General features: G+C 45.4%; 25 protein-coding genes and 1 tRNA gene. 5 read left to right on the forward strand and 21 right to left on the reverse strand.

The features are described from left to right. Positions 1-192 precede the first annotated feature (192 nt). The 10 genes from B4V02_RS17735 to ilvB all read right to left on the reverse strand — a co-directional run bounded on the left by B4V02_RS17735 (position 193) and on the right by ilvB (position 12,278). Positions 193-263: transfer RNA gene (locus B4V02_RS17735), tRNA-Gly, on the reverse strand. A 106-nt stretch (positions 264-369) separates the two neighbouring features. Next, positions 370-2,511, reverse strand: coding sequence for a putative bifunctional diguanylate cyclase/phosphodiesterase (locus tag B4V02_RS17740; protein ID WP_094155793.1), 2,142 nt, complete (start codon positions 2,509-2,511; stop codon positions 370-372). Positions 2,512-2,850: 339 nt separating this feature from the next. After that, positions 2,851-3,954: an ATP-binding protein gene (locus B4V02_RS17745; RefSeq protein WP_094155794.1), complete on the reverse strand. Its 1,104-nt coding sequence runs from the start codon at positions 3,952-3,954 to the stop codon at positions 2,851-2,853. Positions 3,955-4,292: 338 nt separating this feature from the next. Then, positions 4,293-4,709 carry a hypothetical protein gene (locus B4V02_RS17750; RefSeq protein WP_007429530.1) on the reverse strand — a complete coding sequence of 139 codons (417 nt, stop codon included), beginning with the start codon at positions 4,707-4,709 and terminating at the stop codon, positions 4,293-4,295. A 258-nt stretch (positions 4,710-4,967) separates the two neighbouring features. Further along, positions 4,968-5,507 carry a peroxiredoxin gene (locus B4V02_RS17755; protein WP_007429529.1) on the reverse strand — a complete coding sequence of 180 codons (540 nt, stop codon included), beginning with the start codon at positions 5,505-5,507 and terminating at the stop codon, positions 4,968-4,970. A 340-nt stretch (positions 5,508-5,847) separates the two neighbouring features. After that, positions 5,848-6,924, reverse strand: a complete 1,077-nt coding sequence (gene leuB / locus B4V02_RS17760; protein WP_007429528.1) for a 3-isopropylmalate dehydrogenase — start codon at positions 6,922-6,924, stop codon at positions 5,848-5,850. Between the two features lie 294 nt (positions 6,925-7,218). Continuing rightward, positions 7,219-8,760: a 2-isopropylmalate synthase gene (locus B4V02_RS17765; RefSeq protein WP_007429527.1), complete on the reverse strand. Its 1,542-nt coding sequence runs from the start codon at positions 8,758-8,760 to the stop codon at positions 7,219-7,221. 127 nt (positions 8,761-8,887) lie between these two features. Further along, positions 8,888-9,880: a ketol-acid reductoisomerase gene (ilvC, locus tag B4V02_RS17770; RefSeq protein WP_007429526.1), complete on the reverse strand. Its 993-nt coding sequence runs from the start codon at positions 9,878-9,880 to the stop codon at positions 8,888-8,890. A 165-nt stretch (positions 9,881-10,045) separates the two neighbouring features. Continuing rightward, positions 10,046-10,531 carry an acetolactate synthase small subunit gene (ilvN, locus tag B4V02_RS17775; protein ID WP_007429525.1) on the reverse strand — a complete coding sequence of 162 codons (486 nt, stop codon included), beginning with the start codon at positions 10,529-10,531 and terminating at the stop codon, positions 10,046-10,048. Position 10,532: 1 nt separating this feature from the next. Further along, positions 10,533-12,278 (reverse strand): biosynthetic-type acetolactate synthase large subunit, encoded by a 1,746-nt coding sequence (gene ilvB / locus B4V02_RS17780; RefSeq protein WP_094155795.1) that lies wholly within the window; start codon positions 12,276-12,278, stop codon positions 10,533-10,535. A gap of 614 nt (positions 12,279-12,892) precedes the next feature. On the opposite strand from ilvB, the gene B4V02_RS17785 reads away from it, so the two are divergent. Then, positions 12,893-13,333 (forward strand): GNAT family N-acetyltransferase, encoded by a 441-nt coding sequence (locus B4V02_RS17785; protein WP_094155796.1) that lies wholly within the window; start codon positions 12,893-12,895, stop codon positions 13,331-13,333. A gap of 34 nt (positions 13,334-13,367) precedes the next feature. On the opposite strand, the gene B4V02_RS17790 is transcribed toward B4V02_RS17785, so the two are convergent. The 9 genes from B4V02_RS17790 to B4V02_RS17830 form a co-directional block, all read right to left on the reverse strand. Further along, a complete protein-coding gene (locus B4V02_RS17790; protein WP_094155797.1) occupies positions 13,368-13,697 on the reverse strand; it encodes a hypothetical protein in 330 nt (109 codons plus the stop codon). A gap of 262 nt (positions 13,698-13,959) precedes the next feature. Continuing rightward, positions 13,960-14,919: an ABC transporter permease gene (locus B4V02_RS17795; protein ID WP_007429521.1), complete on the reverse strand. Its 960-nt coding sequence runs from the start codon at positions 14,917-14,919 to the stop codon at positions 13,960-13,962. Position 14,920: 1 nt separating this feature from the next. Continuing rightward, positions 14,921-16,000: an ABC transporter permease gene (locus B4V02_RS17800; RefSeq protein WP_007429520.1), complete on the reverse strand. Its 1,080-nt coding sequence runs from the start codon at positions 15,998-16,000 to the stop codon at positions 14,921-14,923. Beyond that, positions 15,993-17,531: an ABC transporter ATP-binding protein gene (locus B4V02_RS17805; RefSeq protein WP_094157029.1), complete on the reverse strand. Its 1,539-nt coding sequence runs from the start codon at positions 17,529-17,531 to the stop codon at positions 15,993-15,995. The genes B4V02_RS17800 and B4V02_RS17805 overlap by 8 nt, the downstream gene beginning before the upstream one ends. 137 nt (positions 17,532-17,668) lie before the next feature. Beyond that, positions 17,669-18,706: a BMP family lipoprotein gene (locus B4V02_RS17810; protein ID WP_094155798.1), complete on the reverse strand. Its 1,038-nt coding sequence runs from the start codon at positions 18,704-18,706 to the stop codon at positions 17,669-17,671. 371 nt (positions 18,707-19,077) lie between these two features. After that, on the reverse strand, positions 19,078-19,437 hold the full coding sequence (gene rplT, locus B4V02_RS17815; protein WP_007429517.1) for a 50S ribosomal protein L20: 360 nt from the start codon (positions 19,435-19,437) through the stop codon (positions 19,078-19,080). Positions 19,438-19,490: 53 nt separating this feature from the next. Beyond that, positions 19,491-19,691 (reverse strand): 50S ribosomal protein L35, encoded by a 201-nt coding sequence (rpmI, locus tag B4V02_RS17820; RefSeq protein WP_007429516.1) that lies wholly within the window; start codon positions 19,689-19,691, stop codon positions 19,491-19,493. A gap of 20 nt (positions 19,692-19,711) precedes the next feature. Continuing rightward, entirely contained in the window at positions 19,712-20,209 is a 498-nt protein-coding gene (gene infC / locus B4V02_RS17825; RefSeq protein ID WP_007429515.1) for a translation initiation factor IF-3, read from the reverse strand. Between the two features lie 318 nt (positions 20,210-20,527). Continuing rightward, positions 20,528-21,766 carry a glycosyltransferase family 2 protein gene (locus tag B4V02_RS17830; RefSeq protein ID WP_094155799.1) on the reverse strand — a complete coding sequence of 413 codons (1,239 nt, stop codon included), beginning with the start codon at positions 21,764-21,766 and terminating at the stop codon, positions 20,528-20,530. A gap of 604 nt (positions 21,767-22,370) precedes the next feature. Here B4V02_RS17830 and B4V02_RS17835 point away from each other — a divergent pair. Beyond that, on the forward strand, positions 22,371-22,898 hold the full coding sequence (locus B4V02_RS17835) for a phosphatase PAP2 family protein (protein WP_007429513.1): 528 nt from the start codon (positions 22,371-22,373) through the stop codon (positions 22,896-22,898). A 51-nt stretch (positions 22,899-22,949) separates the two neighbouring features. After that, complete coding sequence (locus B4V02_RS17840; protein ID WP_411829278.1) at positions 22,950-24,083, forward strand: MGDG synthase family glycosyltransferase; 1,134 nt, start codon at positions 22,950-22,952, stop codon at positions 24,081-24,083. A gap of 45 nt (positions 24,084-24,128) precedes the next feature. On the opposite strand, the gene trmB is transcribed toward B4V02_RS17840, so the two are convergent. Together trmB and B4V02_RS17850 are read right to left on the reverse strand one after the other, a co-directional pair. Beyond that, positions 24,129-24,842: a tRNA (guanosine(46)-N7)-methyltransferase TrmB gene (gene trmB, locus B4V02_RS17845; protein ID WP_094155801.1), complete on the reverse strand. Its 714-nt coding sequence runs from the start codon at positions 24,840-24,842 to the stop codon at positions 24,129-24,131. Between the two features lie 104 nt (positions 24,843-24,946). Next, complete coding sequence (locus tag B4V02_RS17850) at positions 24,947-25,144, reverse strand: hypothetical protein (RefSeq protein ID WP_007429510.1); 198 nt, start codon at positions 25,142-25,144, stop codon at positions 24,947-24,949. Positions 25,145-25,451: 307 nt separating this feature from the next. Between B4V02_RS17850 and mnmL the strand changes: the two genes are divergently transcribed. Then, complete coding sequence (mnmL, locus tag B4V02_RS17855) at positions 25,452-26,405, forward strand: tRNA modification radical SAM protein MnmL/YtqA (RefSeq protein ID WP_007429509.1); 954 nt, start codon at positions 25,452-25,454, stop codon at positions 26,403-26,405. Continuing rightward, the gene (gene mnmM / locus B4V02_RS17860; RefSeq protein WP_007429508.1) at positions 26,406-26,987 is read left to right on the forward strand and encodes a tRNA 5-(aminomethyl)-2-thiouridylate-methyltransferase MnmM; all 582 of its coding nucleotides are present in this window, start codon (positions 26,406-26,408) and stop codon (positions 26,985-26,987) included. Positions 26,988-26,996: the final 9 nt, after the last annotated feature.

Genomic DNA, 26,996 nt, shown 5'->3' on the forward strand with positions numbered 1-26,996 from the left:
TGTATCTGTTTATTTATAGCATGTAAGCGAAATATTTGGATTTTTGTTTTGTATAATAGTGTAAAATATGGTTCATAAGAACGTAAAAAAACCGGGATACCCAATGGCCCCCCGGCTAAAGTATGTTCATCTAATTATGAGCAAAACAAAAACCCTTGCAGTACAAGGGTTTTTAACGCCTTAAAACAAGAAAGCGGGTGATGGGAATCGAACCCACGCTATCAGCTTGGAAGGCTGAAGTTCTACCATTGAACTACACCCGCATTTTAAAATATCTCAATTCTAATGTAGACAAACTCAAGCTATTGTCAAACAACTGAATCAGGATGTTATATAGTATAACTCACCCGTTTGCAAAATGCAAGTAAACTACATACTATCCTGAGACAGCCAATTCATAGGCTCGCGTAAAAATAATTTTTCAAAGGCTTCTGCCGGAATAGGACGGCTAAAGTAATACCCCTGCCCTTCATGACATTCCTGGGCCTGCAAAAAATGAAGCTGTTCCTCGTTTTCCACGCCTTCTGCCGTAACCTTCAGTTTTAAATGATGAGCCATGGAGGCAATGGTAGATACGATGGCCGCATTTTTGCTGTCGACCAGTACCTCATTTACAAAGGAACGATCAATTTTAAGACGATCAATCGGAAGATTTTTTAAATAATGCAACGAGCTATAGCCTGTACCAAAATCATCGATACTGATTGCAACCCCGATCGCCTTTATTTTTTTCAACTGTTCGAAGGCCCGATCCTTGTCAAAGGTCATACTCTCGGTAATCTCCAGCTCCAGATAGCATGGTTCCAGTTCTGTATAGGCCAGAATGCCCTGAATGACATCCACCAGTTCTTTTTGCTGAAATTGGCGCATGGATAAATTGACCGATATCGGGATCGGTTGATATCCGGCCTCCTGCCAGCGCTTGTTTTGCAGACATGCCTCCCGTAGCACCCACTCTCCCAGCGGCACGATCAGACCACTTTCTTCGGCTACCGAAATAAAATCTCCCGGCATCACCATCCCACGCTGGGGATGATTCCAACGCACTAGTGCCTCCAAACTGGTCAACTCACCACTTTGCAGGTGAACACGCGGTTGATACACCAATGAAAATTCTTCATTTTCAAGCGCGCGCCGCAGATCATTTTCCAATTGGAGTCTTTCATGCGCCCGCATCTGCATCACACTGGTATACCGCTGAAAATTCACTCCTTGCTCCTTCGCACTATGAACCGCAGTATCCGCATTCTGAATGAGCTGCTCGCTCTGATCCGCATCTAATGGGTACAAAGCTATACCTACGCTCACCATTACATGATAAGACTCTCCATTAATATGAAAGGGCTGATCGAACAGCTTCACCATATCATCAATCCGATTTCTCATGGCCCTCATATCTTCGTACCCTGTTAGAAGAAATGCAAATTCATCTCCACCCATGCTGAAGACCTCTTCCCCCTCATGGCTAAAGTGCCTCAGGCGTTCGCCTACCGCATACAACAGATAGTTTCCTGCCATATGTCCAAGCGAATCATTAATCGTTTTGAAACGATCTATATTCAGCACTAAAAGCGCTACTGTCTCATCAGGCTTTAATGAATCACGCAGCATTTTATCCAGACGTTGGGACAGCCGGCGACGGTTCGGAAGTCCTGTTATATCATCAGTATAGGCAATGAAATTAAATTCAGATTCTGCAGCCTGCTTTTCCCGGTAGGGAACGAGAACCATTTGCCGGACCAAACCGTTCAGCAGAATATAAAACGCCATCGTATTGGTTAAAAACCCCATAAGGTGATTAACATCACTCATTTGCTCAGAAGACATATAGAACAGCTGGCTCACAACACAAAGCCCAGTCCCGCGAATCATAAGCAACATGCCATGTTCCTCCTGGTGAAATTCGCGATATCTTCGCACCCCTAAGACCATAGTAGACACGAGCAGAAACATGATAGCCAGATTCAAGATCCATCCGAGAATGTCCGCTTCATATCTTATACGAAGATCCGGCAATCTTGCACCACAAACCTTAATAACCCCCAGGATGAGCAAAGTACAGCCTATACCCGCCCACAAAGCAACTGTCTTGTATCCAGACTTCATTTTTCTATAGGGGAGCAAACAAATGATTAAGAACATAACAGCAGTAAAGACTCGATTCACAAACAAAAGCCATAACGAAATACTCGAAGACAAAGCAAAGTCGGTCAAGCTTAGGAAACTAACCGAAACGATATGAACAAGGTAAAGCAGACCAGCCACTAGAAATGTCGGCGCAATAAAAAGTCTCTGCAAGGATAATTGCTCCAGCAGAATGGACCAGGATTGATAAAAAATAGAAAAACAAATCGCAGCGCAGGCAAATCCTATAACCGGATATACCAAGAAAAAAACATTATGAGAGTATAACTTATTCAAAGTTACATGAAATAACTGAACCAAGACAAACAAACCTATCGCAGCAATGCCGATACCTATCGTTTTCTTTACTTCCAGTCGTATACTCATCCAGCCTCTTCAGCCCCCTGCATATCGGAGATTCCGATTTCTAAGACGTTTGACAGCTTTGGAAGCCGTTGTTTAAGTCTATAGTCTCAAAAATAATGTTGTATTCTGGTATATAATAGCATTTAATCTGTGAAAGGTGAATCTTTTTTTAGTCTTATATTCACGAATTCATTTTCGCATTCACGCAAAAAAAAGAGCTTACAGCCCCAAAAAAGCGCATGATCTCTTCAGATCATGCGCTCCAACCGACCTTTTTCAACTAAGTGATACCTATGCTCCAACGCTGCACAACGCAAAAGAAATTGCACACAGCACTCCTTTGCAAAAAACTGTGCATTTTTAAACCACAGGAAGCGTGATTTTAAATTGTGTCCCCATTCCATGCTGGCTGTCTACATGAATAAAGCCTCCATGATTTTTGATAATTCGATAGCTCACAGCCAATCCCAGACCCGTTCCACTTTCTTTTGTTGTAAAAAAAGGATCGAATAAACGCGACAATGTATTGTGATCCATACCCAATCCGTTGTCTTCAATACAAATGTGGACATAGGAGCCCTCAAGCACCGTATGGATATCAATACATCCCTCTCGTTCCCCGCCGATGCTTTCAATGGCATCCATCGCATTTTTAATCATATTGAGAATAACCTGCTTAATCTGCTTTACATCAATGGAAACCTTCATAAGCTCGTCATTTTCATCCAGTGCGATCTGGCAGCCCTTCATCAATGCCTCGCTTTCTGTCAGCATCACAACCTCTTTCAGCAATCCCATCACAGATACAGCCGTTTTTTGCGGAGCCGAAGGCTTGGACGAATTCAAAAATTCGTAAATAATGTCGTTCGCACGATCAATTTCGGTTAAAATAATGCGGGCATACTCATCCCTGCCCAACTCCATCAAATGAGGTCGAAGCAATTGAATAAAACCCCGGATTGCAGTAAGCGGATTACGGATTTCATGGGCTATGGAAGCAGAGATTCGTCCCAGCATCGCCAGCTTGTCATTTTGGTATGCCGTTTGCTCAATCTGCTTGTAATCCGACACATCCTTGAGGCTAAACAAAAAATCGCCATCCATCTGATCCCCGTAGGTCACTGTCATCAACCAATGCCGACCATACTCATCAATTAACTCGTGATAGCGCTTTCTATGAAAGATAGTTTCTTTATAAATCCGCATGATTCTCTTCTTCTTAAACCGACTTAACTCAGGAAGATGCAATATCTGCATCAGGTTGCGACCCGCCAGCGAACTACGTGGTAATTCCAGCAATTTCGCCATTTGCACGTTAATAAAGGTCAGTACCCCGTCACTGTCAAACAGCATGATACCACTATCCAGGTTCTCCAGCACATTCTCATACTTGTTATTGGCGATCTGTGTGGGAGGGCAAGCTCCCACGGTATCAAGCAAGGCTTCTTGGAATTCACTGATCATGCCAGGCTTCCCCCTTGTTTCGGAATGATAAACTGGCCGTATCGGACGCGTAACATTCTTGAAGAAGAGAAAGACAATCTATCGACTACCCTTCAATGGTGTAGAAAACAGATTCACAAAACTCCGACCAACTCTTTCCAATTCGAGTCTTATTTCATGATAGACAAGATCAAGGATTCGAGTCAATCGGAAAAAGTGTCGAATCCATACTTTTATCCTGTTTTCTTTCGTCATAATATCTGCGCAACATTACCAAAACGAAAGAATAAGTTAGGAATATGCGCCCTACACACCAAAGAAGCTCTCGAGAATTGAGAGCTTCTTTGGTGTGTAGGAAGTCAACTGCCGCTCTTATTATGTTGAAGCCGGGATCGTCTTTGGCTCATCACAGCCAGTCTTCTCTTAAGCTCTCCCTGCCATTTTTCATCATTCATCTGTTTGGCTACCATCAATAAATCAAGTGACATGTCAATTTGGCGCTTCACAATTTCAAATGCATCTTCACTCTCACGATTTACACAGTTTTCAAATATCGTATCATCATCTTCCATGACATAATCCTGAAAATCAATCTCGCTTGCCCCATCTCCATGTGCATATTCAGCCAAAATTTCATATTCATTTTCGACTTTATAATGAACTTCAATGCGACGACATACCGGGCAAAACAGCAAAGGAACATTATGGACTTGGGTACGGTAATGCTTCAGCGTTCCCTTGGTTCCTACCATGCTTGCTCCACAGCAATAACTCATCCGGGCTCAGCCTCCTCTGAACAAAACCTGTTCTGCCTTGTTATCTTCTACACTACCTTATTCGCTTTCGTCTACCAAAATTCCTCCAGAGCACAACAACATTTCCATAATTATTTGTTACTCACTCTGTACTACTCCATACAAACAAACTTACTCTAATATTTGTACTACATAACCACAGGCAAGCAAGCCCCCAATATCGGCATAAAAAACCGTTTTGGGGGCTCGCTTGTTGAATATAAATTTGTGAATCTGATATTACAGGTTTTTGTCGCCTGGTTTCCAGTTCATTGGGCACAAGCCACCGGATTGCAGGGCTTGCAGTACACGCAATGTTTCTTCTACACTGCGACCCACATCATTGTGGTTAACTACTTGATATTTTAATTCGCCTTCTGGATCAATGATGAACAAGCCGCGCAAAGCAATGCCTTCTTCTTCGATCAGAACGCCATAATCACTTGCTGTTTTTTTGGTGATGTCAGAGGCCAACGGGAAGTTCAGTTTGCCCAGACCGTTGTTTTCTTTAGCTGTGTTAATCCATGCTTTGTGGCTGTGTACAGAGTCTACACTGATACCCAGAATTTCAGTATCCAGCTCTTTGAATTGGTCAGCAGCATCGCTCAATGCTGTAATTTCCGTTGGGCACACAAAAGTGAAATCCAGTGGATAGAAGAAAAATACGAGCCATTTGCCACGGTAATCAGAAAGCTTCACCGAACCAAATTCTTGACCGTCCCCACTCACGGTTTCCAATGCAAAATCAGGTGCAGGTCTTCCTACCAATCTTTCTGCCATAACATGAAATCCTCCTTTAAAATATGTAAGAAAAACACCGTTTGTGTTCTTCCCAATCATCTGTATTGTATTAAACAACTTACTTGATAAATGTTATCATTCGTACAATTCAAAGTCAATATTGTAACCATTACTTTTTTATAATTATTTTAAACTAGATGAAAAATTCACAACTTATACACATCTTGAATATCTTACACTTACTGATACACAAGCAGCTCCTGATTGCTCAGGAGCTGCTGTGCCAAACATGGATTGTAAAAGCCTACGATATAATTCATTGTATAACCTTACTATATAATAGGAAGCTTTTTTTCAGAACAGGTGCGTTTTGGAGTCTTTAGCGAATAGCTGCTGCGATCAGATCGCCCATTTGAGTTGTCGAGATGGCTTGAGATTTATCCACCGCAATATCCGCTGTGCGATGTCCTGCATCCAGTACCTCAGCTACCGCTTTCTCAATAGCGTCAGCTGCTTTCTCATACCCGAAGGTGAGGCGGAACATCAAAGCAACGGACAAAATCGTTGCAATCGGATTGGCCAATCCTTGACCTGCAATGTCCGGGGCCGAACCGTGCACTGGCTCGTACAGACCAAAACTGCCTTCTCCGAGTGATGCAGAGGACAGCATACCGATAGACCCGGTCAGCATAGCTGCTTCATCACTTAGAATGTCCCCAAACATATTTTCCGTCACGATGACGTCAAAGCTGGATGGACGACGCAGCAATTGCATCGCACAGTTATCCACCAATACATGCTCCAGCTCTACATCCGGATAGTCTACAGCGACCCGGTTAACTACTTCCCGCCATAAACGGGAAGTTTCCAGTACGTTAGCCTTGTCTACCGATGCGAGCTTTTTGCGGCGTTTTTGTGCAATCTCGAAAGATTGGCGAACAATCCGCTCAACTTCCGTTACATTATATGCACAGGTATCAACTGCCTCCTCACCCTGAGCACTCTCACGTCTGAACTTCTCACCGAAGTAGATGCCGCCCGTCAGCTCACGCACGACGATTAGATCCGTTCCTTCCAACACTTCTGGTTTCAGTGTAGAAGCATCCTTAAGACAATCAAAGACGACAGCGGGACGAAGATTCGAAAACAGGCCAAGCTCTTTGCGAATACCCAACAGACCCGTTTCAGGACGAAGTTCCTTGGGATTGTTGTCCCATTGAGGTCCACCTACCGCCCCCAGCAATACGGCATCTGCAGATTGACATACAGCCAGTGTTTCTTCCGGCAATGGCGTCCCCTTTTTATCAATTGCGATTCCGCCAAACAGCGCATGCTCTGTTTCAAATGAAAGACCAAACACTTCTTCCGTACGCTTCAAAATTTTCTCCGCCTCAGCGACCACTTCCGGTCCGATTCCATCACCAGCTATTACCGCAATCTTTTTCACGTCTGCCATCACGTACACTCCTCTTGTTATACAGCCATACGGGTGTATTTTTCATACTTTCTTTGTAACATATACGGCAGGGCTTTGACTAAGATATAGAATCTATCAATTCAATAGGCTTAGCCTATAAGATGAATTTTTCGTTGGAAACAACAAAACAGGACCGGGAAGACCCGATCCTGTCAGCATTTTGCATCATTTGATTTGCAATGCTCGAAAGTACAATATATAGACAAACCAAACCATCTCGATCTATATATTGCTGAATTAAAATCGCTTTGGGGATTTATGCAAAATGTTCTTTTAGGAATTATAATCTACGCGATTGCTGTAGTTTTTACGCTTGTCGATCAAACCGTTCAGTGCATCCACGTAAGCTCGGGCACTTGCTTCCAGAATATCGGTGCTTACACCACGCCCCTGTACAGACAGCCCGTTTTGCGTCAGCACCACGTGCACTTCACCCAAAGCATCTTTACCATGGGTAACAGACTTGATGGAGTAATCCGACAGTACAACGCTCTCGCCACTGGCTTCATCAATCGCATTGTAAATCGCATCGACAGAACCGTTCCCTTCAGCCTCCGTCTCAATAACCTGACCTTCTTCGTTAACCAGACTTACTTTGGCAGAAGGCGTAGTCTCATTGCCGAAGGTTACGAACATCGTTTTCAATGTGAAGACCTCAGGTGTATCTGCCAGTTTTTCTTCCAGCAATGCCAGGATGTCATCGTCCGATACTTCCTTCTTCTTGTCAGCCAAGTCCTTGAACTGCCCGAAAGCCCGGTTCAGCTCTTCTTCACTCAATTCGTAGCCCAGCTCGATCAAACGCTCGCGGAAGGCATGACGCCCGGAATGCTTGCCCAGAACCAGCTTGCTTTCCTTCAGACCGATACTTTCCGGCGTCATGATTTCATAGGTGGTTTTTTCCTTCAGCATGCCGTCCTGATGAATACCTGATTCATGTGCAAAAGCATTCGCACCAACAATTGCCTTGTTCCCTGGCACCACCATCCCTGTCAAACGGCTGACCAGACGGCTCGTACGGGAAATTTCTGACAATTGCAGAGATGTTTTGGCCTGAAAAAATTCCTGTCTCGTTTCCAGCGCCATCGCAATCTCCTCAATAGCTGTATTTCCGGCGCGTTCGCCAATACCGTTAATGGTTCCCTCAATCTGATCCGCCCCGTTCAGGATTGCAGCCAGTGTATTAGCGGTAGCCATGCCCAAATCATTGTGACAATGCGCACTCAGTTGAATCTTATCTACATCAACTACATTTTCCTTGATATGCTTGAAAATGTTACCGTATTCATAAGGTGTCAAGTAACCCACCGTATCTGGGATATTGACGACAGACGCACCCTCCTGTACAGCCATGGTGACCATTTCGACTACAAAATCAAGCTCTGTACGGCCTGCATCCTCCAAAGAAAATTCTACTTTGGGCAAATATTTCAATCCGTAGCGAATGGCTGAACGGGCAGTCTCCAATACCTGTGCCTTCTCCATCCGCAGTTTATGCTGACGGTGAATTGGCGAGGTTGCCAAAAAGATATGGATACATGGGTCCTGTGCTCCCTTGAGCGCCTCGCGAACCGCATCAATATCCTGCTCCCTTGCACGTGAAAGCCCGATGACTGTTGAATTTTTGACAGCCTTGGCAACCGCATTAACAGCGGCCAAATCCCCCGGTGAAGCAGCCGGGAATCCTGCTTCCATACGGTCAATCCCCAGTTTTTCCAACTGATGGGCGATCTCTACTTTCTCACGGGTATTCAAGTTCACGCCCGGTGATTGTTCTCCGTCTCTCAACGTTGTGTCAAATATATATATTTTGCGCAACGTAATACACCTCCCTCAGGATTAGGACCTTTAAATTTACAATGCGGCTCACGCAATAAGCAGGGCCGCATTGTAAGATAAACTTTATAAATGAATCATATTGTCGAACACATAGTACAAAAAGAGCTTACTTTTTGATCCAATGCATCATTTCACGCAATTGTCCGCCCACCACTTCAATCGGATGGTTAGCTTCGTTACGACGAGTAGCCGTCAGGAATGCGCGTCCGGATTGATTTTCAAGGATAAAGTCACGAGCAAATTTACCTTGCTGAATATCAGTCAATACTTCCTTCATTGCTTTCTTCGTATCTTCTGTTACCACACGTGGTCCAGTTACATAATCACCATATTCTGCTGTATTACTGATGGAATCGCGCATCGTTGCCAATCCGCCTTCATACATCAGGTCAACAATCAGCTTAAGCTCATGCAAGCATTCGAAGTAAGCCATCTCAGGAGCATATCCTGCTTCAGTTAATGTTTCGAAGCCTGCTTTTACGAGTGCGCTCACGCCGCCACACAATACCGCCTGCTCACCGAACAGATCCGTTTCCGTTTCTTCACGGAAGGAGGTTTCGATTACGCCCGCACGTGTACAACCGATGCCTTTGGCGTAAGCAAGACCGATTTCTTTGGCTTGACCCGTTGCATCCTGCTCAATTGCGATCAGACCCGGTACACCAAAACCTTCTACATAGGTACGACGTACCATATGCCCTGGGGATTTTGGAGCAACCAGCAATACATCACTATCTTTAGGAGCTACGATTTGTCCGAAATGAACATTAAAACCATGGGAGAACAAAAGAGCTGCGCCTTTTTTCAGGTTAGGTTCAATTTCATTTTTGTAAACAGAAGCTTGTGTTTCATCTGGCAACAAAATTTGAACCACATCTGCACGGCTTGTTGCATCAGCTACGTTCAGAACTTCAAAACCGTCGTTTCTTGCAACATCGGCTGATTTGCCTTCACGCAAACCAATAACAACATTCACACCACTGTCACGCAGGTTTTGTGCTTGAGCATGTCCTTGGCTACCGTAACCGATAACGGCAACTGTTTTTCCTTTCAATACGCTAAGTTCTGCATCTTTTTCGTAGTACGTTGTAACTGCCATGGTTAATTTCCTCCTTTTAATTGGACCCTTCATAATGAGCGGGTACTCCAAGAGATTTGACTTTGTTCGTAAATTGGATCTAAAAATCTCCTCGAGCCCCCGCTCTTATGCGGGCGGTCTTTATTGATGTAATGGCTATAAGCGGTAATTCGTTAAAGCTCCATATTAAGCATTGCCACGTACCATCGCTGTAACCCCGGTTCGGGTCAGCTCACGAATGCCGTAAGGCTTTAATAATTCAATCATGGCGTCTATTTTTTCGGTATCGCCAATAACCTGAACGATCAAGCTCGTTGTCCCAACATCAATTACAGCTGCTCTGAACGTTTCCACCACACCCATGATTTCCGGCCGCTGAGGTGGCTCCGCCTTTACCTTGATCATTGCCAATTCACGGGCAACCATCGGCTTGGAGCTGAGATCGATGACCTTGATTACATCAACCAGCTTATACAGCTGCTTTTCAATCTGCTCCAGGTTATTCTCATCTCCTACAGTTACAATGACCATACGGGATAATCCGACTTCTTCCGATTGACCAACGGTTATACTCTCAATGTTAAAGCCACGGCGACCGAACAAACCGGACACACGCTGCAAAACGCCGGGATGATCATTTACCAGTACAGCAATGGTATTTTTAGTCGTCATTTTACTCGTCCCCCATCAGCATTTGATCAATTGTCGAACCTTGCGTCACCATCGGATATACATTCTCTTCCCTGCTGACTACAAACTCGACAACGACCGGTCCGGGTGTATCAAGCGCCTCCTGCCAAGCCCGACGTGCCTCTTCCTTATTCGTAGCACGCAGACCTTTTACACCGTATGCTTCAGCTAGTTTCACAAAGTCCGGGCTTCCAGCCAGATCAATGTGACTATACCGGTTGTTATAGATCAATTCCTGCCATTGGCGAACCATTCCAAGCACCTGATTGTTAATGATTACGATTTTGACCGGGATATTGTTGATCGCGCAGATGGCTAATTCCTGCGAACACATTTGCATACCGCCGTCTCCGTTAATCGAGATTACCAATCTGTCGGGATTGGCCACCTGAGCGCCAATCGCTGAAGGAAAACCAAAGCCCATCGTCCCCAGTCCACCAGATGTCACCCATGAGCGCGGCTGATTGAATTTGTAATACTGTGCTGCCCACATTTGATGCTGGCCCACATCCGTCGTAACGATTGCGCCGCCCTTGGTCGTTTCATCCAGCAGTTCAATAACCCATTGTGGCTTGAGCACTGCATCGGAATCCTTATAAGAATAAGGCTTTTCATTCTTCCATCGCTGAATTTGTGCTCTCCATGCATCTGCCCGATCTGTGCGTTTCACATCCTGGTTCAGCAATTCCAGTACCGCCTTCACATCGCCTACAATTGGAATATCGGTCGCTACGTTTTTGCCAATTTCAGCAGGATCGATATCAATGTGGACGATTTTAGCTTGTGGAGCAAATCCATCCAGTTTGCCTGTCACCCGATCATCAAAACGAGCACCGATACAGATCAGCAGATCCGACTGTTGAATAGCCTGATTGGAGGTGTACGTTCCGTGCATACCCGGCATTCCCGTCCACAGCTCGTGTCCGCTTGGGAAAGCTCCCAGTCCCAACAATGTTGTCGTAATAGGAATTTCCGTTTTACGAACAAACTCGTAAAGTGCCTCATGTCCACCGGAGTATACAACCCCGCCACCGGCCAGAATGAACGGACGTTCTGCCTCTGATATAGCCTGAGTCAGCTTGTCTAGTTGAATCTTATTAGGCAGCACTGTCGGGTTATAGCCCCGCATGGTCACAGGTCCCGTTTGTGGAACAAACAGCGTTTGGGCTGCCGAAATATCCTTCGGGATATCAATCAGCACCGGTCCCTTGCGGCCTGTGTTGGCAATATGAAATGCCTCATGGATGATCCGCGGCAGTTCTTCTACGTCTCTTACCAGATAGCTGTGCTTCGTAATCGGCATTGTAATTCCCGTGATATCAGCTTCCTGGAAAGCATCCGTGCCGATCAGGGAGGATACTACATTACCCGTGATGACCACCAACGGCACCGAATCCATAAAAGCCGTCGCAATGCCAGTTACCAGGTTTGTCGCACCAGGTCCGGATGTTGCAATACAGACCCCAACTTTACCGCTTGCCCGTGCATAACCATCTGCCGCATGAATTGCTCCTTGCTCGTGACGGGTGAGAACATGCTTGAAATCCTTAAAGCCATACATGGCATCATAAATATAAAGCACTGCACCACCAGGATATCCGAAGACACATTCTACTCCCTCCAGCAACAGGCTACGGAGCAAAATTTCCGAACCTGTAATCACTTCAGGTTCCATCCACTTTTGACGTAATTCATCGGTTGACCGAACTTCAGGAATTTGTGCACTCATTGGTCATCCTCCTTTACAAAATTTACATACAGCTGACATTTGTGAAAACAAAAAAACCTTTCATCCCTAGAACAGACTTGCTGTTACTGAGGGACGAAAGGCTGTAGCTTCCGTGGTACCACCCGTGTTTGCCCGATATCTCACAATATCGAACCTTGGCAGGTACAGAAATCACAAAGGATTTCCATATCTGGCGTCTGTAACGTAGACCGTACGATTTTCCCTAATAGGTAAATCGGTGCACCGCTAAAATTCACTGGGCCCAAATACTTTTCAGGAAAACAGCTCCGAGGTGAGCTCGTTAAAAAGGGATTTTGGTGAAGCTTGCAGCTAATGCCTCACTCTCTGAACAAAAGAGCCCTAATCACTTCGTCCTCTTCATTGCCGTTGTGTTCATGTCATTCTTTCAAATGTTTAGACACATTATATGTCCCCCATCTGGGATAGTCAATACCCAGATTTCATAAAAATTTATGTTTATCTTTTGAAGCACCTCAAAGTCGCACGCATGTAACCGATGCCCGCATATGATAAAAAGACCACACGGTAAGACGGGTGCATACCTCCAAAACCACGTCTTGTCTTGTTAACTGGGTAGAAAAGGAGGCCCGTTTATGATTCGCAAACGCATCGCTCAGGATGATACGGTGATCTTTCGTCTGATCGAGCAGGAGCTTGTCCCTCTATCACATTTAAGCTCTCAGGAAATGGAGCAAATACGTAAAGAATTACCCCGGCGCTTAAACCGGGGCATCACTTTTGTAGCTTGCAGGCCGGATAATGCACGGGTTGTTGGCTTCATTCATGTTATGCTGCACGGGGAATTGTTATACATTGATTTGATCGCAATTTCTTCGGCTCATCAAGGTAAGCACTACGGAAAAAAATTGCTGGAATATGCCGAGCACTACGGACGAATACGACGCTGCAAGCGGGTCAAAGTCATGGTAGACGAAGACAATATCCGGGGAATCCATTTTTATCTGCGTCACCAATATCAAATATTGCGCTACGTAGCCCTGAGCCGATGCCACGAACTTGAAAAATCACTGTGAAAAACCGGCTTCTTGGGATGCTGATCTTGTTATCCTAAAATAAATTAGGGTAAAACGGATAACCTAATCCGGGATACCCCCCATTGGTATACGGGGCAGGTTTAGGATCGTATCCATAGCCTGGTCCGTAGCCATTATATCCGCCGTAGGCATAAGGAGCCGTGCCGATGGCAAGCAAGTCAAACAGCACCAGGGGAATAATCGCCTTCGTGTTTACTTTTTTCTTGCAGTTTGGTTGGAGAACCAGTCGGTTACCCGAAATGCGGATCAGCTTGCCGCTGACCTGGGAACCATCCTTGCGAGTAGCGAAGATGACTTTGCCAACAAGCTTCTCCACCTGCTTTCTGGTTACTGCCTGTTTCATCGTATTTCCTCCTTCTTTCTCAACGAATGGACAGATTGAACGGCTCCTTGATAGCTCACCACCACCACAAAATAGACCGGAGCTGACAGGGGCCGAGCGTCCGTCCAATCTGCATAGCACATTCTATTCTTTTCATACCAGAAGCGTATGTTTAAATGCCTGCACAACCTAAAAAAATCTAGCACCTGCAGATGCAGATACCAGATTTTTGAGATGTCAATTACAGTTTTAAAACATAAAACTGTCAGCTGTTGATGACTTATTAACGCTTGCTAGGATCATAAAGCTGACCCAAAGCAGCCGGAGCTCGTGACCGGCCTACAGCTGCTACCAGTACAATAATCGTCAAGAGATACGGCAGCATAAAAATAATTTCCTGGGGAATACTTTGCGACCATGCAAACAACTGTACATAGTTGCGAATCGCTTGTGAAAAGCCGAAAAATACGGCTGCGCCAAAAGCACCGAGCGGATTCCATTTGCCGAAAATCATAGCGGCAATAGCAATATATCCCTGACCGGAAACTGTATTGTGCGAGAACATATTGGTTGTAGTCAGGGTGATCGTAGCTCCACCAATACCTGCCAACGCACCACTGATCATGACACCGATATAACGAAGGCGATTAACCTTGATACCTACTGTATCCGCTGCACCCGGATGCTCCCCAACCGAACGCAAACGCAAGCCAAATGGAGTTTTATACAAGGTGAAATATCCAATAATAACTAACAAAATAGCCAGATACGTCGTTGGATATGCCTGGAAAAAAGCTTTCCCTGCAATTGGAATATCTACAAGGTAAGGAATGGATATTTCACTAAAACCTTGAATGCGACCGGTGTCACCATCACCTTCAAATAAAAGCTTGACCATGTATAGCGTACTACCTGCCGCCAGAAAGTTAATGACAATCCCGCTTATGACTTGATCGGCTTTAAACGTAATCGAGGCTACAGCATGAATCAACGAAACCAGAATACCGAACACTGCAGCCGACAGTACGCCTACCCAAGCCGCAGAGGTGCCTCCCAGTCCCGCTTGCTCGGCATAAAATCCGCCGACCCCAGCAGCAAACGCCCCGAATACCATTAGTCCTTCCAAACCGAGGTTCGTTACACCGGATTTTTCTGAAAAAACTCCGCCGAGAGACGCAAATATAATCGCCGTCGCAAAAACGAGCGTTGTATGGATTAATTCACCAAGTGTTAACCAACTCATTTTACAACACCTTCTCTTTCTTCCGCTTGGAGTAGAGCGGCTTCACAACCCAACGCACAATTCCTTGGGCCGCAATGAAGAAAATAATCGAGCCAATGACCACCCGGATAATTTCGGGCGGTACATCCGCGCTAAAGCTCATCCCTGCCGAACCATACGTAAGCGTTCCGAACAAAACAGAGCCCAGCAGCACACCGAACGGATTATTCATCCCGATCAGAGCCACGGCGATACCGTCAAAGCCGGTTCCCGGTGATCCAGCCATGACGGATTGGTAATGGAATACTCCCAACACTTCAAATGCACCCGCCAATCCCGCAAAAACACCACTAATGAACATCGCTTTTACGATATTGCGATTTACATTCATACCAGCATAACGGGATGCATCCTGATTAAATCCGACAGCCCGAAGCTCGTAGCCCTGCTTTGTTTTCCACATGAAAATATAGAAAAATACCGCCGCCAGCAAAGCAATGACTGTACCCCAATGAACCCGGGCATTTCCCATCATCTGTGACAGCCATTCGATGGAGATGGAAGCGGAAGGCTGAATGTCCACAGAACGGTTTTCACCTTCCAATAGTGCGAACTGATTAATCACCAAATTGGCCAAATACAGGCCAATCCAGTTCATCATAATGCAGGTAATAACTTCATTTACGCCTCGCTTGGCCTTCAAATAGCCCGCAATCGCAGCCCACAGGCCACCAAAAACCGCCCCTGCAATCACAGCCAGCGGAGCATGAATTATGGCAGGCAGTCCATGGAGCTTGATACCCACAATTGAGGCGGCTGTCATACCTACCAGAAACTGACCTTCGCCACCAATGTTAAACAGTCCGGCGCGAGCCGCAAAAGCAAATGCCAGACCCGTTAAAATCAATGGGGTCATTTCACGGATAGCCTCACCAAAATTGTATGAATCTCCGTATACACGGCTAAACAATGCGGAATAGGCCACAATCGGATCATATCCGCCAATCAGCATGACGACAGCACCCAGAAGAAGACCCAAAATAATAGAGACCAGTGCCAGAACAAAGGAGTCTTTCGTAAATATTTTCAATAGGTTAGCCATTCTCTGCTCCTTTCTTCACTGCACTTCCTGCCATCATAAGTCCCAATTCCTGGTCATTCGTTTCTTCCGGCAACACTTCTCCGACAATTTTGCCCTCATAGATGACAGCAATACGGTCAGATACATTCATAATCTCGTCCAGCTCAAAAGAAATAAGAAGGACCGCTTTACCTTGATCCCGCTGAGCAATTAGCTGTTTCTGGACAAACTCAATGGCTCCGACATCCAGACCGCGTGTAGGCTGCGCTGCAATAAGAAGATCCGGATTTTTATCAATTTCACGCGCTATGATAGCCTTTTGCTGGTTTCCCCCAGACAACGCTCTTGCCTTAGTGTGAATATCCGGTGTTCTTACATCGAACTTCTCGATAAGGCTTTTTGCCTGTTTATCGATAGCCTCTTTATTCAAAAAGCCATTTTTACTGTAAGGTGCTTGATAATACGTCTCCAGCACCATATTTTCACTCATGGAAAAATCGAGCACCAATCCATGTTTATGGCGGTCCTCCGGTATATGCGAAACACCTGCCTCGGAAATTTTGCGTGGCGGCTGATTTGCAATCTCTTGCCCAAGCAATTGAATGCTTCCACCATCGACCTTGCGCAAGCCTGTCAAGGCTTCAATCAGCTCACTCTGTCCATTGCCGTCTACGCCAGCAATTCCCAGAATCTCACCCGCCTTAACCTTCAGGTCCAACTCATCCAGAACACTAATGCCATCCTTGTTTTTAGAGACCACATGGTTCATTTCGAGTACAGTCTGTCCTGGCTGGGCAGGCTGCTTGTCCACTTTAAAGGACACACGACGACCTACCATTTTCTCCGCCAGTTCATTCGGTGTTGTTGCTGACGTTTTGACCGTATCAACAACCTGACCTCGACGAATAATTGTAACCGTATCTGCAATTTGCATAATTTCTTTGAGCTTATGCGTGATAAGAATGATGGATTTACCCTCAGCTACCAAGCGCTTCATAATGTCCAGCAGTTCGGTGATTTCTTGTGGTGTTAACACTGCTGTCGGCTCATCGAAAATAAGAATATCTGCACCGCGATAAAGCGTTTTGATAATTTCCACACGTTGCTGCATACCAACGGATATATCCTCAATTTTGGCATTCGGATTCACTTGAAGCCCGTATTGCTCAGACAACCGCTGCACTTCGGCGGCAGCCTTTTTATAATTGATTTTCAGACCTTTACGCGGCTCGGAGCCCAGGACAATATTCTCGGTAACGGTAAACGGCTGTACGAGTTTAAAATGCTGATGCACCATGCCGATCCCCAGATCAATCGCCTTATTGGGGCTATCAATCTGCACTGGCTTACCGCCGATTTCAATCGTCCCTTCTTCTGGCTGATACAGTCCGAAAAGAATATTCATAAGCGTAGATTTGCCCGCACCATTCTCACCCAAAAGGGCATGAATTTCTCCCTTATGCAGCTTGATGCTGATGGAGTCGTTGGCAACGATGCCTGGGAATCGTTTTGTAATTTTCTTCAACTCAACGACGGGGGTCGCTGCATCCATGAAATCACCCTTATACACTTTATAGTATGTGCTCCAATGAGCTGACTGATCTTTATGATTCGTATAACTCCAGACGTAAGAACAAGGCTAGTCTTATGAACCAGCCTTGCCGCCACCTCTATGTTCTTCAAACACGATTATTTCGAAGGAACTGTAATTTCGCCCTTAATAATTTTTTGCTTATATTGCTCTACAAGATCAAGTACGTCTTTAGGGACATTTTTCGTTGATGTATCCGCCAGACCAACTCCGTTATCCTTCAGAGCCAGTGTTTCAATACCACCCTTGAACTTACCATCAACAACTTCTTGAGATACGCGTTTTACAGCTTCATCCACACGTTTCACCATGGAGGTCAACGTTACATCGTCACCAAACTCAAGGGATTGGTCTTTATCAACACCGATAACCCATACTTGCTGCCCTTGTTTCTTCCGTGCGAGTGCTTCGTTAAATACGCCTGTACCCGAGCCGCCAGCCGCGTGGAAAATAATATCTGCACCATCGTTGTAGATCGTTGCAGCAGCAGCCTTGCCGAGATCCGGCTTATCAAATGCACCAGTGTAGTTTACTTCCAATTTCGCATTTGGATTTACAGCTTTAATCCCTGCTTCAAAGCCTTTTTCAAAACGTTTGATCAGCGGGCTGTCTTGTCCACCCACAAAACCAATTTTGTTTGTTTTGGTAAGCTTACCAGCTACAACCCCTACCAGAAAGGAACCTTCATTTTCAGCAAAAACAACCGATTTTACATTAGGCGCATCTACAACACTGTCGATGATCGCCAGATTTTTGTTCGGGTTATCTTTTGCTACTTGTCCAATCGCATTCGCCAGATTAAAACCGATTCCCCAAGTCAGGTCAAAATTACCCTTAACAAATTGATTCAGGTTAGGAATATAATCTTGATCCGATTTACTTTGCAGGTATTTAACTTTAGCACCTGTTTCTTTCTCAGTGGCTTGCAGTGCTTCCCATGCAGATTGGTTAAACGATTTGTCGTTTACTCCACCCACATCTGTAACCATGCCAATTTGGACATTTGATGTTTTGGCAGAACTGCCTGTGTCCCCACCACTTGCGTTGGACGCACCTTGGTTTTTGCTACCGCAGCCTGCGAGAATGACCGAGATCGCCAGCAGCATAACCAAAGACATACTGAACATTTTCTTCATGCTGATACTGTTCCCCCTTAGTGTTAGATCCCTGGAACTGCCTCTTTTTCTTTGAAAATGGTACATGCCATACATGTCATTTACTGACGAGACAGATCGTACAGAAGACTTACTTTAGAGATTATACAATTATGATCGGCTAAAATCTAGATAATTAATAACCTTGGGTCAATTTTTTTTGAATTCCCATAAATGTAAGCGTTACAACTTGAAAAAATACATACATTCTGCCATCACACGTCATATTCATTCGTATTTTGGGGAAATTATACCTTTTCGCATCACAAAACATATACAAAAAAAGGCATCCCTACACAGCGTACTGCTTGGGATACCTCTTTTACCACATTCGTGGTCTCCACGCTCAATAATTAAGCGTTGATTTTGCCTTTAGCAACAGTTGCCAAAGAGTTGAACGCATTGATATCGTTGACTGCAAGATCAGCCAGGATTTTGCGGTTAATGTCCACACCAGCCAGTTTCAGGCCGTGCATCAGTTTGCTGTAAGACAAACCATTCAAACGAGCTGCTGCATTGATACGCACGATCCACAGTCTGCGGAAATTACGTTTCGTCTGACGACGGTCACGGTATGCGTAAACAAGCGATTTCATTACCTGCTCGTTAGCTGTTTTAAAAATGCGGTGTTTGGAACCAAAATAACCTTTAGCAAGCTTCAATACTTTTTTATGACGACGACGAACGACGAATCCGCCCTTTACTCTTGCCATATCAAAAGACCTCCCAAATAATGTTTATGCTTTATTCATTGCCGAGCTATATGCTATTTCAGGTTAGCAAGACCTTGTTTCAGACGTCTAACGTCCCCAGGTGCCATCTCAGGGTTAGTACCCAGAACACGTTTTGCACGTTTGGATTTGTGGGAAAGCAAGTGGTTTCTGTAAGCTTTGTAACGCGTTACTTTACCAGTACCGGTAATCTTGAAGCGGCCTTTAAGGCTGCTATGTGTTTTCATTTTAGGCATTGAACTTCCTCCTTAATTTATCATTGGCTCTTTGGAGCCAATATCATAATCATGCTGCGTCCTTCGAGCTTGGGTTGGCGCTCCACGGTACAAAGATCAGCAACTTCCGTTTTCACACGCTCGAGAATTTTTTGTCCCACATTAGCATGGGTAATTTCACGACCGCGGAAACGAACAGAGCATTTCACCTTGTCCCCTTCATTCAGGAACTTCACCACATTGCGAAACTTGGTTTGGTAGTCATGTTCCTCGATGTTGGAACGGAACCATACCTCTTTGATGTCAACGATCTTCTGGTTCTTACGGGCTTCCTTTTCTTTCTTCTGCTGCTCATAGCGGAATTTTCCGTAATCCATAATCCGACACACGGGCGGCTTCGCTTGAGGCGCCACGTTCACGAGATCCAAGTTTGCGTCAATCGCCATTTGCAGAGCTTCACGAGTCGGTTTAATCCCGATTTGTTCCCCGTTTGCACCAACAAGACGTACTTCTCTCACCCGAATCTCATCATTGATCATATGTTCCTTACTAATAACCCTCCACCTCCAGAACCTGTTATTTTTGTATTTTGTGTGTAGACACAAAAAAGGGATGACGACTATACAGCCGACATCCCTGTCTGATACTCAATTCATCATGAAAATTCAATTCACAAATCATTGGATCATGACCAGCCGGCAATACCGGGCAGGTGAGAAGTCGGACCTTCTGCTTGTTAATCCATATTCTTCAATTAACATACTCATGTATTTTATCATCTTGCAGACGATGTGTCAACACCTTTCAAAGAAACAAGTGACACCTCGCCTCTTCGGTACATTTATACCGTTCTGCAATTATCCTTGCTTGCTCTGAACCTCTTCCAGACGAACGACACGCGTATGCTGAGTGTGGCTCCATTGCTTATTGTTCTGTGTGAAGAACGCATAGAACGTAATCGGATACCAAGAAACCAGATAGACCGGGAACAGCAGCAAGTACAGATATACTTTTTTGAACGTAACCTTTTCCAAGATCATCGCGATCAAAAAGGTGATAATATTCAGACTCACAGCCACAAAACCGGTCCAAGCAGGGAATTGTACATAGATATTTTCGATATTAGGTCCACCAAATAACGCAATATCTACCCACATCACCATTGTCATCAAGAAGGTAAACAATACGATATACACGTTCAGACCATAAAGAGCCATATCGAATTTAATCAGGCTTCTATGCTTGATACTTTGCCACAGCAATGGGAAGAAATAACGACGAGCGACCGTGAAGTGGCCCTGCATCCAGCGCAGACGCTGTCTGGACGAAGCTTTGAACGTCAACGGCTTCTCATCATATACCTTGGCATCGTAATTAAATCTTGGATATACATTGCGTTGTGTACAACGCATGGTGAATTCCAAATCCTCTACCAGACTTGTTGCACCCCAGCCCATTTCCTTGAGCAAATTCGTTTCAAAGCACATGCCTGTACCACCAAGGAAATTGGCCATATTCAGGTTGTGACGCGACAGCTGCCACAGACGGTTGATGTACCAGTAAGATACCCCGTATGCCGCTGTGATCCAAGAATCCTCAGGATTTTTGGTATCAATGTACCCCTGGATAACACGGGCCCCTGTGCACAAATCATTGTTCATTTCACTCAAAAAATTGGTATGCGCCAAATTGTCAGCATCAAACATGACAATAGCATCATATTGGCGCGGCATAGCCCATAATTCCTTGAGCATCCACTCAATAGCGTAGCCTTTACCACGCAAATTCGGATTCGTGCGTTCACAAGCATTCATACCGTGAGCGCGAACGATGTCCGCTGTCTTGTCCGTACAGTTATCACAAATCACGAATACATCGTATAGTTCCTTCGGATAGTCAAGCTGCTTCAGGTTTTCCATCAATGCTCCAACAACCTGTTCTTCATTGTGAGCAGCGACTAAAATGGCAAACGATTTTTCTGGAGTTGCTTGCTCTTTTCTTTTTTTGCGTACCAATCCGAACAAGGAGAATGCAAACTGATAGACAGCGATCACTGCCAGTATGATCTGGAGTGTCACAAATATAGCGTCTAACATAATCTCTTGTTACCCCCTTTTTATACCCCTTTAAAAATCTTGCGTTTATTTGTTTTCTCTCTGTGTAGCGCAAGTTGCGGCGCTTTTGTGCGCCTTTTTCTGTAATTTTGACCCGACCCTTGCTTTCTTCATTGGCTGTGCACAGCCCCCTTTTGGCTGACACAGGAATGCCATTACGATTTTCGTTGGTTTTCAATCTTTTGTCAAAGCCCTAAAACCGGTCTCAGCAGCAAAAAAACACGACAAACTCCCATTTAATCCGGGAATGCAACGCTGAGCCTCTCATTCATAACGCTTAGGTCTTATTTTCATCCATTTGCTAACTTTTTATTTCTTTGGTCCCTCCTTTTAGTGGGGCAATTAGCAACCACTTCTAACCACTCTATCTTATTAGACGGATGAACGCAAAGAAAGTTATACAATTCAGCTTATATTCCTTAAACATTTTTGTGTAGAATTGAACCAAGTGAGTGGTGATTCTTGAAATGAATAGCGTTTAAAAATATGATGGGAGCAAGAGAATAATTACTTATGGACTGATTCTGTCAAAGTGATTGAAAATATTTGCCGACTTTACCCTGAAACGGCAACCGGAGGAAACCAAATGCAACGTCTAGTCGTAAAACTTATAAACCTGGAGCAGCAGTTGTTCAAATGGATCAACGGACGCTTACACAACCGTTTTTTGAACTTCTGGCTTTATTATCTCACACATTTGGGCGGGGCCACTTTTACAATAGCCTCTACGTTACTTATTTGGTGGCTCGCTCCGAATCCATGGAAGGATGCCGCTATGAAGGGAGCCATTGCCCTGGGGGTCAGTCATATCCCCGTGGCGATTGTCAAAAAGCTGTATCCGCGGATTCGCCCATATTTGGCGCTACCAGGTACAAATACATTTCGCAACCCCCTGTCGGACCATTCTTTTCCCTCAGGGCATACAACCGCCATTTTTTCAGCTACTGTTCCTTTTATGCTTCAGTCACCGATGCTTACCCTGCCGTTGTTGCCTGTAGGAATAATTGTAGGATTTTCCCGGATTTACTTAGGGCTTCACTATCCCACGGATGTACTTGCAGGAGCGGTTATCGGAGCTTCTGCAGCAATAGGGACGGTTGCATTCTGGCCTTAAAGCCGATATGGTATGATTGAGAACATCCCAGCAGGAACAGGTGAAATGAGAGTGGCTAAAAAACGAGTGTTATTATTATCGGAAGGTTTCGGTGCCGGACATACTCAGGCTGCATACGCGCTCTCAAGCAGCTTGCGGAAGCTTTCTCCGAATGTGCAGACCCGAGTGCTGGAGCTGGGGAGCTTTTTGAATCCAAGAATGGCCCCGCTCATTATTACAGCATACAAGAAGACCGTTGTATCGCAGCCTCGTCTAGTCGGATTGGTTTACCGTCATCAGTACAAAAAATCATTAAACCGTCTTACAACGCTCGCTTTGCACCGTCTGTTCTACACACAGACCCGAAACATTCTGCGGCAGCTCCGTCCCGATTTGGTGGTATGTACTCATCCTATCCCGAGTGCGGTGATTTCACGCTTAAAGCGCTTAGGCTTACATGTTCCGCTTTGTACTGTCATTACAGACTACGATGCACATGGAACATGGATCAGTCCCGAGGTTGATCGGTACTTTGTATCTACGCCTGAAGTCATGCGCAAGCTGCGAGCACGTGGAGTACCCGTATCGAAAATCCAGGTGACCGGTATTCCGGTTCATCCAAATTTTTGGGAACATCCGGGGCACGATGAAATTCGGGAACAATTTGGCCTTAAGCCTATCCCGACCGTACTCGTTATGGGCGGCGGCTGGGGACTTATGAACGACGAAGTCATTCATCGCTCGCTTACCGAGTGGAGAGAAAACATTCAATTTATTTTTTGTTTGGGTCACAATGATAAAATGCGTCGTAAAATGCAGCTGGACCCCCGTTTCAATCATCCGAATATTCATATTTTCGGATTCACACGGGAAATCGACAAATTAATGGAGGTATCGAATCTACTTATTACCAAACCCGGCGGAATGACATGTACCGAGGGGTTAGCCAAAGGGATTCCGATGCTGTTTCACAAACCTCTTCCCGGACAGGAGGAGGAAAATTGTCAATACTTTACGGCTCAAGGCTTCGGAGAACCGATTACTTCGCTGGATGTTGTCGTTAAATGGATGAACCGATTACTACACGATTTTCCGGAAATCGTTCGCAAGCGACAGGAGCACGTCCATAATGTAGCGCGATTCTATCCTCTTCAGAGCGCACAGAGTATTTTGGATATACTGGAACCAAACGGGGTGCTTTCCTAAAAAGGAAGCACCCCGCTTTATTTTAACAGCTATATCGCTATCGCTTTACTTTCCGTACTTTTCAAGACGCATTTTCTCGTATTCTTCCAAAGCGTCTTTGCCAATCAGCACCTCGACACGATGGATATTCATGCCTTTGCCCATAAATTTTTGTTCATATTCCGTCATGACATGCTCCTCGTTAATCCCCTCACGATGAAGATTCAACGAAATATTCGTCATTTGCAGACCGCTGTCGGCAAATGAATTCAAGGAAAACTCAAACAGTGTCTCCGAATCCGTCTTAAAGTGAATTTGCCCTTTGCTGTTCAAAAGCTGACGGTACTTGTCCAAAAAGCGCGGATGCGTCAAACGACGGCGCGCGTGCTTGGTTTTAGGCCAGGGATCACTAAAATTCAGATAAATGCGTTCAATTTCTCCAGGCTCAAAAACATTCTCAATCTGTTCAATGTTTGCCAGTGCCAATTTGATATTGGGCGGTGTACCCACCTCTGTATCGCTCCAGGCCAGACGAGACTTTTCTGTTGCACGTCGTACCAGTTCATCGTACATATCAAAGCCAATGTAATTGACGTCCGGATTCCGGAAGCTCATTTGGCTAATAAACTGTCCTTTGCCCATGCCAAATTCCACATGAATCGGACGATCATTGCCGAAAAGCTGCTGCCAATTTCCTTTATACTGTGCTGGCTCCAAGATGACCAGATCCTGTTGTTCTTCCAAGCTTTCCCTTATTCCTTTTCTTCCGCGTAAACGCATGTTACTCCTCCATATACTCTGTTATCAAGGAAAAAGGAATTCCACCCCCGCTTGAAGATACGGAAATGAAATTCCTTTTTCAATATATTTGGATTGGGGTCCAACTAATTTAATTGTTCATAGTCTACCGCATCAGCAGGTGAAAAATCAATTGTCTTTTGGCAAGCCGCTCTGATTTTCTGACGTGCGGCCGTTCCAATCTGACGATCCTGCCCAAAACGGACACCAGTCAGCGCCAACGCCTCATCAAAGGTTAGCTCAACAGTAACTTTATTCATACGTGTTTTATCCTGCGTATTCATAAAAAATCACCTCACGGGTTATTAGTGTTGGAACCGACGTGCACTTCCCCTACAGCAGGCGATAGAAACAGCATAGCTGCCTTCCTGAAAAATCATCATTAGTCGACAGCTAATTTTTATTTCCAGGATCGAAATCAATCCTTATATCGTATGTCTGGTACCGCTTACAATATAACATATCGTGTAACCTTTTTCAATCCTGAATCCAGTAAAATCCGCACTTTTTATCGCCTTTTCTGTCAAGTGATTCCCAATTTAGACTGATCTTTGTTACAATAAGGTGATCGTAAAAAAAAGGAGTACACCCATGAAAACAGATTTGTTGCCTGCTCCTCTCCTATGGGGAGATAAACGGTTCCATACTTGGAATTACGAAATGCGCGAGCAATTTGAAAATAAAGTGTTCAAAGTTATGCTGGATGCGGGTTTTACATGTCCAAATCGCGATGGCTCTATTGCCAAAGGAGGCTGCACTTTTTGCAGCGCACGCGGGTCGGGTGATTTTGCCGGACGCCGCCGTGATGATCTGGTCACCCAGTTCAATACGATTCGGGATCGTCAGCATTTAAAATGGCCAAACGCCAAATATATCGGCTATTTCCAAGCCTATACCAATACGTATGCCCCGGTTGAGGAGCTGCGGGAATACTTCGAGGTTATTCTGGAGCAGCCGGGGGTTGTGGGACTGTCCATCGCTACCCGCCCTGATTGCTTGCCTGATGATGTGGTGGATTACCTTGCCGAGTTGAACGAGCGCACGTACCTGTGGATTGAAATGGGACTGCAAACCGTCCATGAATCCACTTCAGAGCTGATTAACCGTGCCCATGACACTCAATGCTATCTGGATGCGGTGGAAAAGCTGCGCAAGCGCAATATTCGCGTGTGTGCCCACATCATTTATGGTCTTCCGCAGGAGACGCATGAAATGATGCTTGATACGGGACGCGCAGTAGCGGCTATGGACGTGCAAGGCATTAAAATTCATCTGCTGCATCTTATGCGCAAAACGCCGATGGTCAAGCAGTATGAAGCAGGCTTGTTGCGCTTTCTGGAAAGGGACGAATACGTTAAGCTGATCGTCGATACCCTGGAATTTTTGCCGCCCGAGATGATCGTTCATCGGCTAACTGGAGACGCTCCCCGCGATTTGCTGATGGGACCCATGTGGTCGCTCAAGAAATGGGAAGTCCTTAACGCCATTGATGATGAGCTGAAATCGCGTGAAACGTGGCAGGGCAAATACTGGAGGCAGCCATAAATGGGTTTCCTGTCTGTCTTGAGCTATGCTCATCAATTGGTGGCTGCGCGCGTGCAGCCAGGCGATGCTGCTGTAGACGCCACCGTCGGCACAGGGGCAGATACGCTGTTTCTGGCCAAGGCTGCTGGCAAACGAGGCCGTGTCTACGGCTTTGATATTCAGCAGGAGGCATTGCAACTCGCCCGGCGTCGTCTGGAAGAAAATACCTCTCCCTCATTGGCAGAGGTAACACTGCTGCTGCAGGGTCATGAGCAAATGAGGGAGGCCGTTCCTGGCAACCTGCATGGCAAGGTCGCTGCGGTTATGTTTAATCTCGGCTACCTGCCGTCTGAAGGCGCCGATCCATCTGTCATCACGCATACGGACAGTACGCTCGCCGCGCTTGAAGCGGCCCTACAGCTGCTGCGACCACGCGGTATTCTGACCGCCGTATTATATCCAGGGCACGCCGGAGGCAGTGAAGAAGCGGAAGCCGTCCTTCAATGGGCTTCTGCTCTCCCCGTCTCCATCGGCCAAAGTATCATTTATCGTCAATTACAACGAGACACTTCGCCGTATTTGGTGGCGGTTGAAAAAAAATAGCATACCGGC

This window comes from Paenibacillus kribbensis (genome assembly GCF_002240415.1).
Taxonomy (GTDB): domain Bacteria; phylum Bacillota; class Bacilli; order Paenibacillales; family Paenibacillaceae; genus Paenibacillus; species Paenibacillus kribbensis.

Bases quoted from the DNA above. Each gene is read 5' to 3' on its own strand.
- B4V02_RS17740 (WP_094155793.1), bottom strand. From the start codon at position 2,511: ATGAGTATACGACTGGAAGTAAAGAAAACGATAGGTATCGGCATTGCT.
- B4V02_RS17745 (WP_094155794.1), bottom strand. From the start codon at position 3,954: ATGATCAGTGAATTCCAAGAAGCCTTGCTTGATACCGTGGGAGCTTGC.
- B4V02_RS17750 (WP_007429530.1), bottom strand. From the start codon at position 4,709: ATGAGTTATTGCTGTGGAGCAAGCATGGTAGGAACCAAGGGAACGCTG.
- B4V02_RS17755 (WP_007429529.1), bottom strand. From the start codon at position 5,507: ATGGCAGAAAGATTGGTAGGAAGACCTGCACCTGATTTTGCATTGGAA.
- leuB (WP_007429528.1), bottom strand. From the start codon at position 6,924: ATGGCAGACGTGAAAAAGATTGCGGTAATAGCTGGTGATGGAATCGGA.
- ilvC (WP_007429526.1), bottom strand. From the start codon at position 9,880: ATGGCAGTTACAACGTACTACGAAAAAGATGCAGAACTTAGCGTATTG.
- ilvN (WP_007429525.1), bottom strand. From the start codon at position 10,531: ATGACGACTAAAAATACCATTGCTGTACTGGTAAATGATCATCCCGGC.
- ilvB (WP_094155795.1), bottom strand. From the start codon at position 12,278: ATGAGTGCACAAATTCCTGAAGTTCGGTCAACCGATGAATTACGTCAA.
- B4V02_RS17785 (WP_094155796.1), top strand. From the start codon at position 12,893: ATGATTCGCAAACGCATCGCTCAGGATGATACGGTGATCTTTCGTCTG.
- B4V02_RS17790 (WP_094155797.1), bottom strand. From the start codon at position 13,697: ATGAAACAGGCAGTAACCAGAAAGCAGGTGGAGAAGCTTGTTGGCAAA.
- B4V02_RS17795 (WP_007429521.1), bottom strand. From the start codon at position 14,919: ATGAGTTGGTTAACACTTGGTGAATTAATCCATACAACGCTCGTTTTT.
- B4V02_RS17800 (WP_007429520.1), bottom strand. From the start codon at position 16,000: ATGGCTAACCTATTGAAAATATTTACGAAAGACTCCTTTGTTCTGGCA.
- B4V02_RS17805 (WP_094157029.1), bottom strand. From the start codon at position 17,531: ATGGATGCAGCGACCCCCGTCGTTGAGTTGAAGAAAATTACAAAACGA.
- B4V02_RS17810 (WP_094155798.1), bottom strand. From the start codon at position 18,706: ATGAAGAAAATGTTCAGTATGTCTTTGGTTATGCTGCTGGCGATCTCG.
- rplT (WP_007429517.1), bottom strand. From the start codon at position 19,437: ATGGCAAGAGTAAAGGGCGGATTCGTCGTTCGTCGTCGTCATAAAAAA.
- rpmI (WP_007429516.1), bottom strand. From the start codon at position 19,691: ATGCCTAAAATGAAAACACATAGCAGCCTTAAAGGCCGCTTCAAGATT.
- infC (WP_007429515.1), bottom strand. From the start codon at position 20,209: ATGATCAATGATGAGATTCGGGTGAGAGAAGTACGTCTTGTTGGTGCA.
- B4V02_RS17830 (WP_094155799.1), bottom strand. From the start codon at position 21,766: ATGTTAGACGCTATATTTGTGACACTCCAGATCATACTGGCAGTGATC.
- B4V02_RS17835 (WP_007429513.1), top strand. From the start codon at position 22,371: ATGCAACGTCTAGTCGTAAAACTTATAAACCTGGAGCAGCAGTTGTTC.
- trmB (WP_094155801.1), bottom strand. From the start codon at position 24,842: ATGCGTTTACGCGGAAGAAAAGGAATAAGGGAAAGCTTGGAAGAACAA.
- B4V02_RS17850 (WP_007429510.1), bottom strand. From the start codon at position 25,144: ATGAATACGCAGGATAAAACACGTATGAATAAAGTTACTGTTGAGCTA.
- mnmL (WP_007429509.1), top strand. From the start codon at position 25,452: ATGAAAACAGATTTGTTGCCTGCTCCTCTCCTATGGGGAGATAAACGG.
- mnmM (WP_007429508.1), top strand. From the start codon at position 26,406: ATGGGTTTCCTGTCTGTCTTGAGCTATGCTCATCAATTGGTGGCTGCG.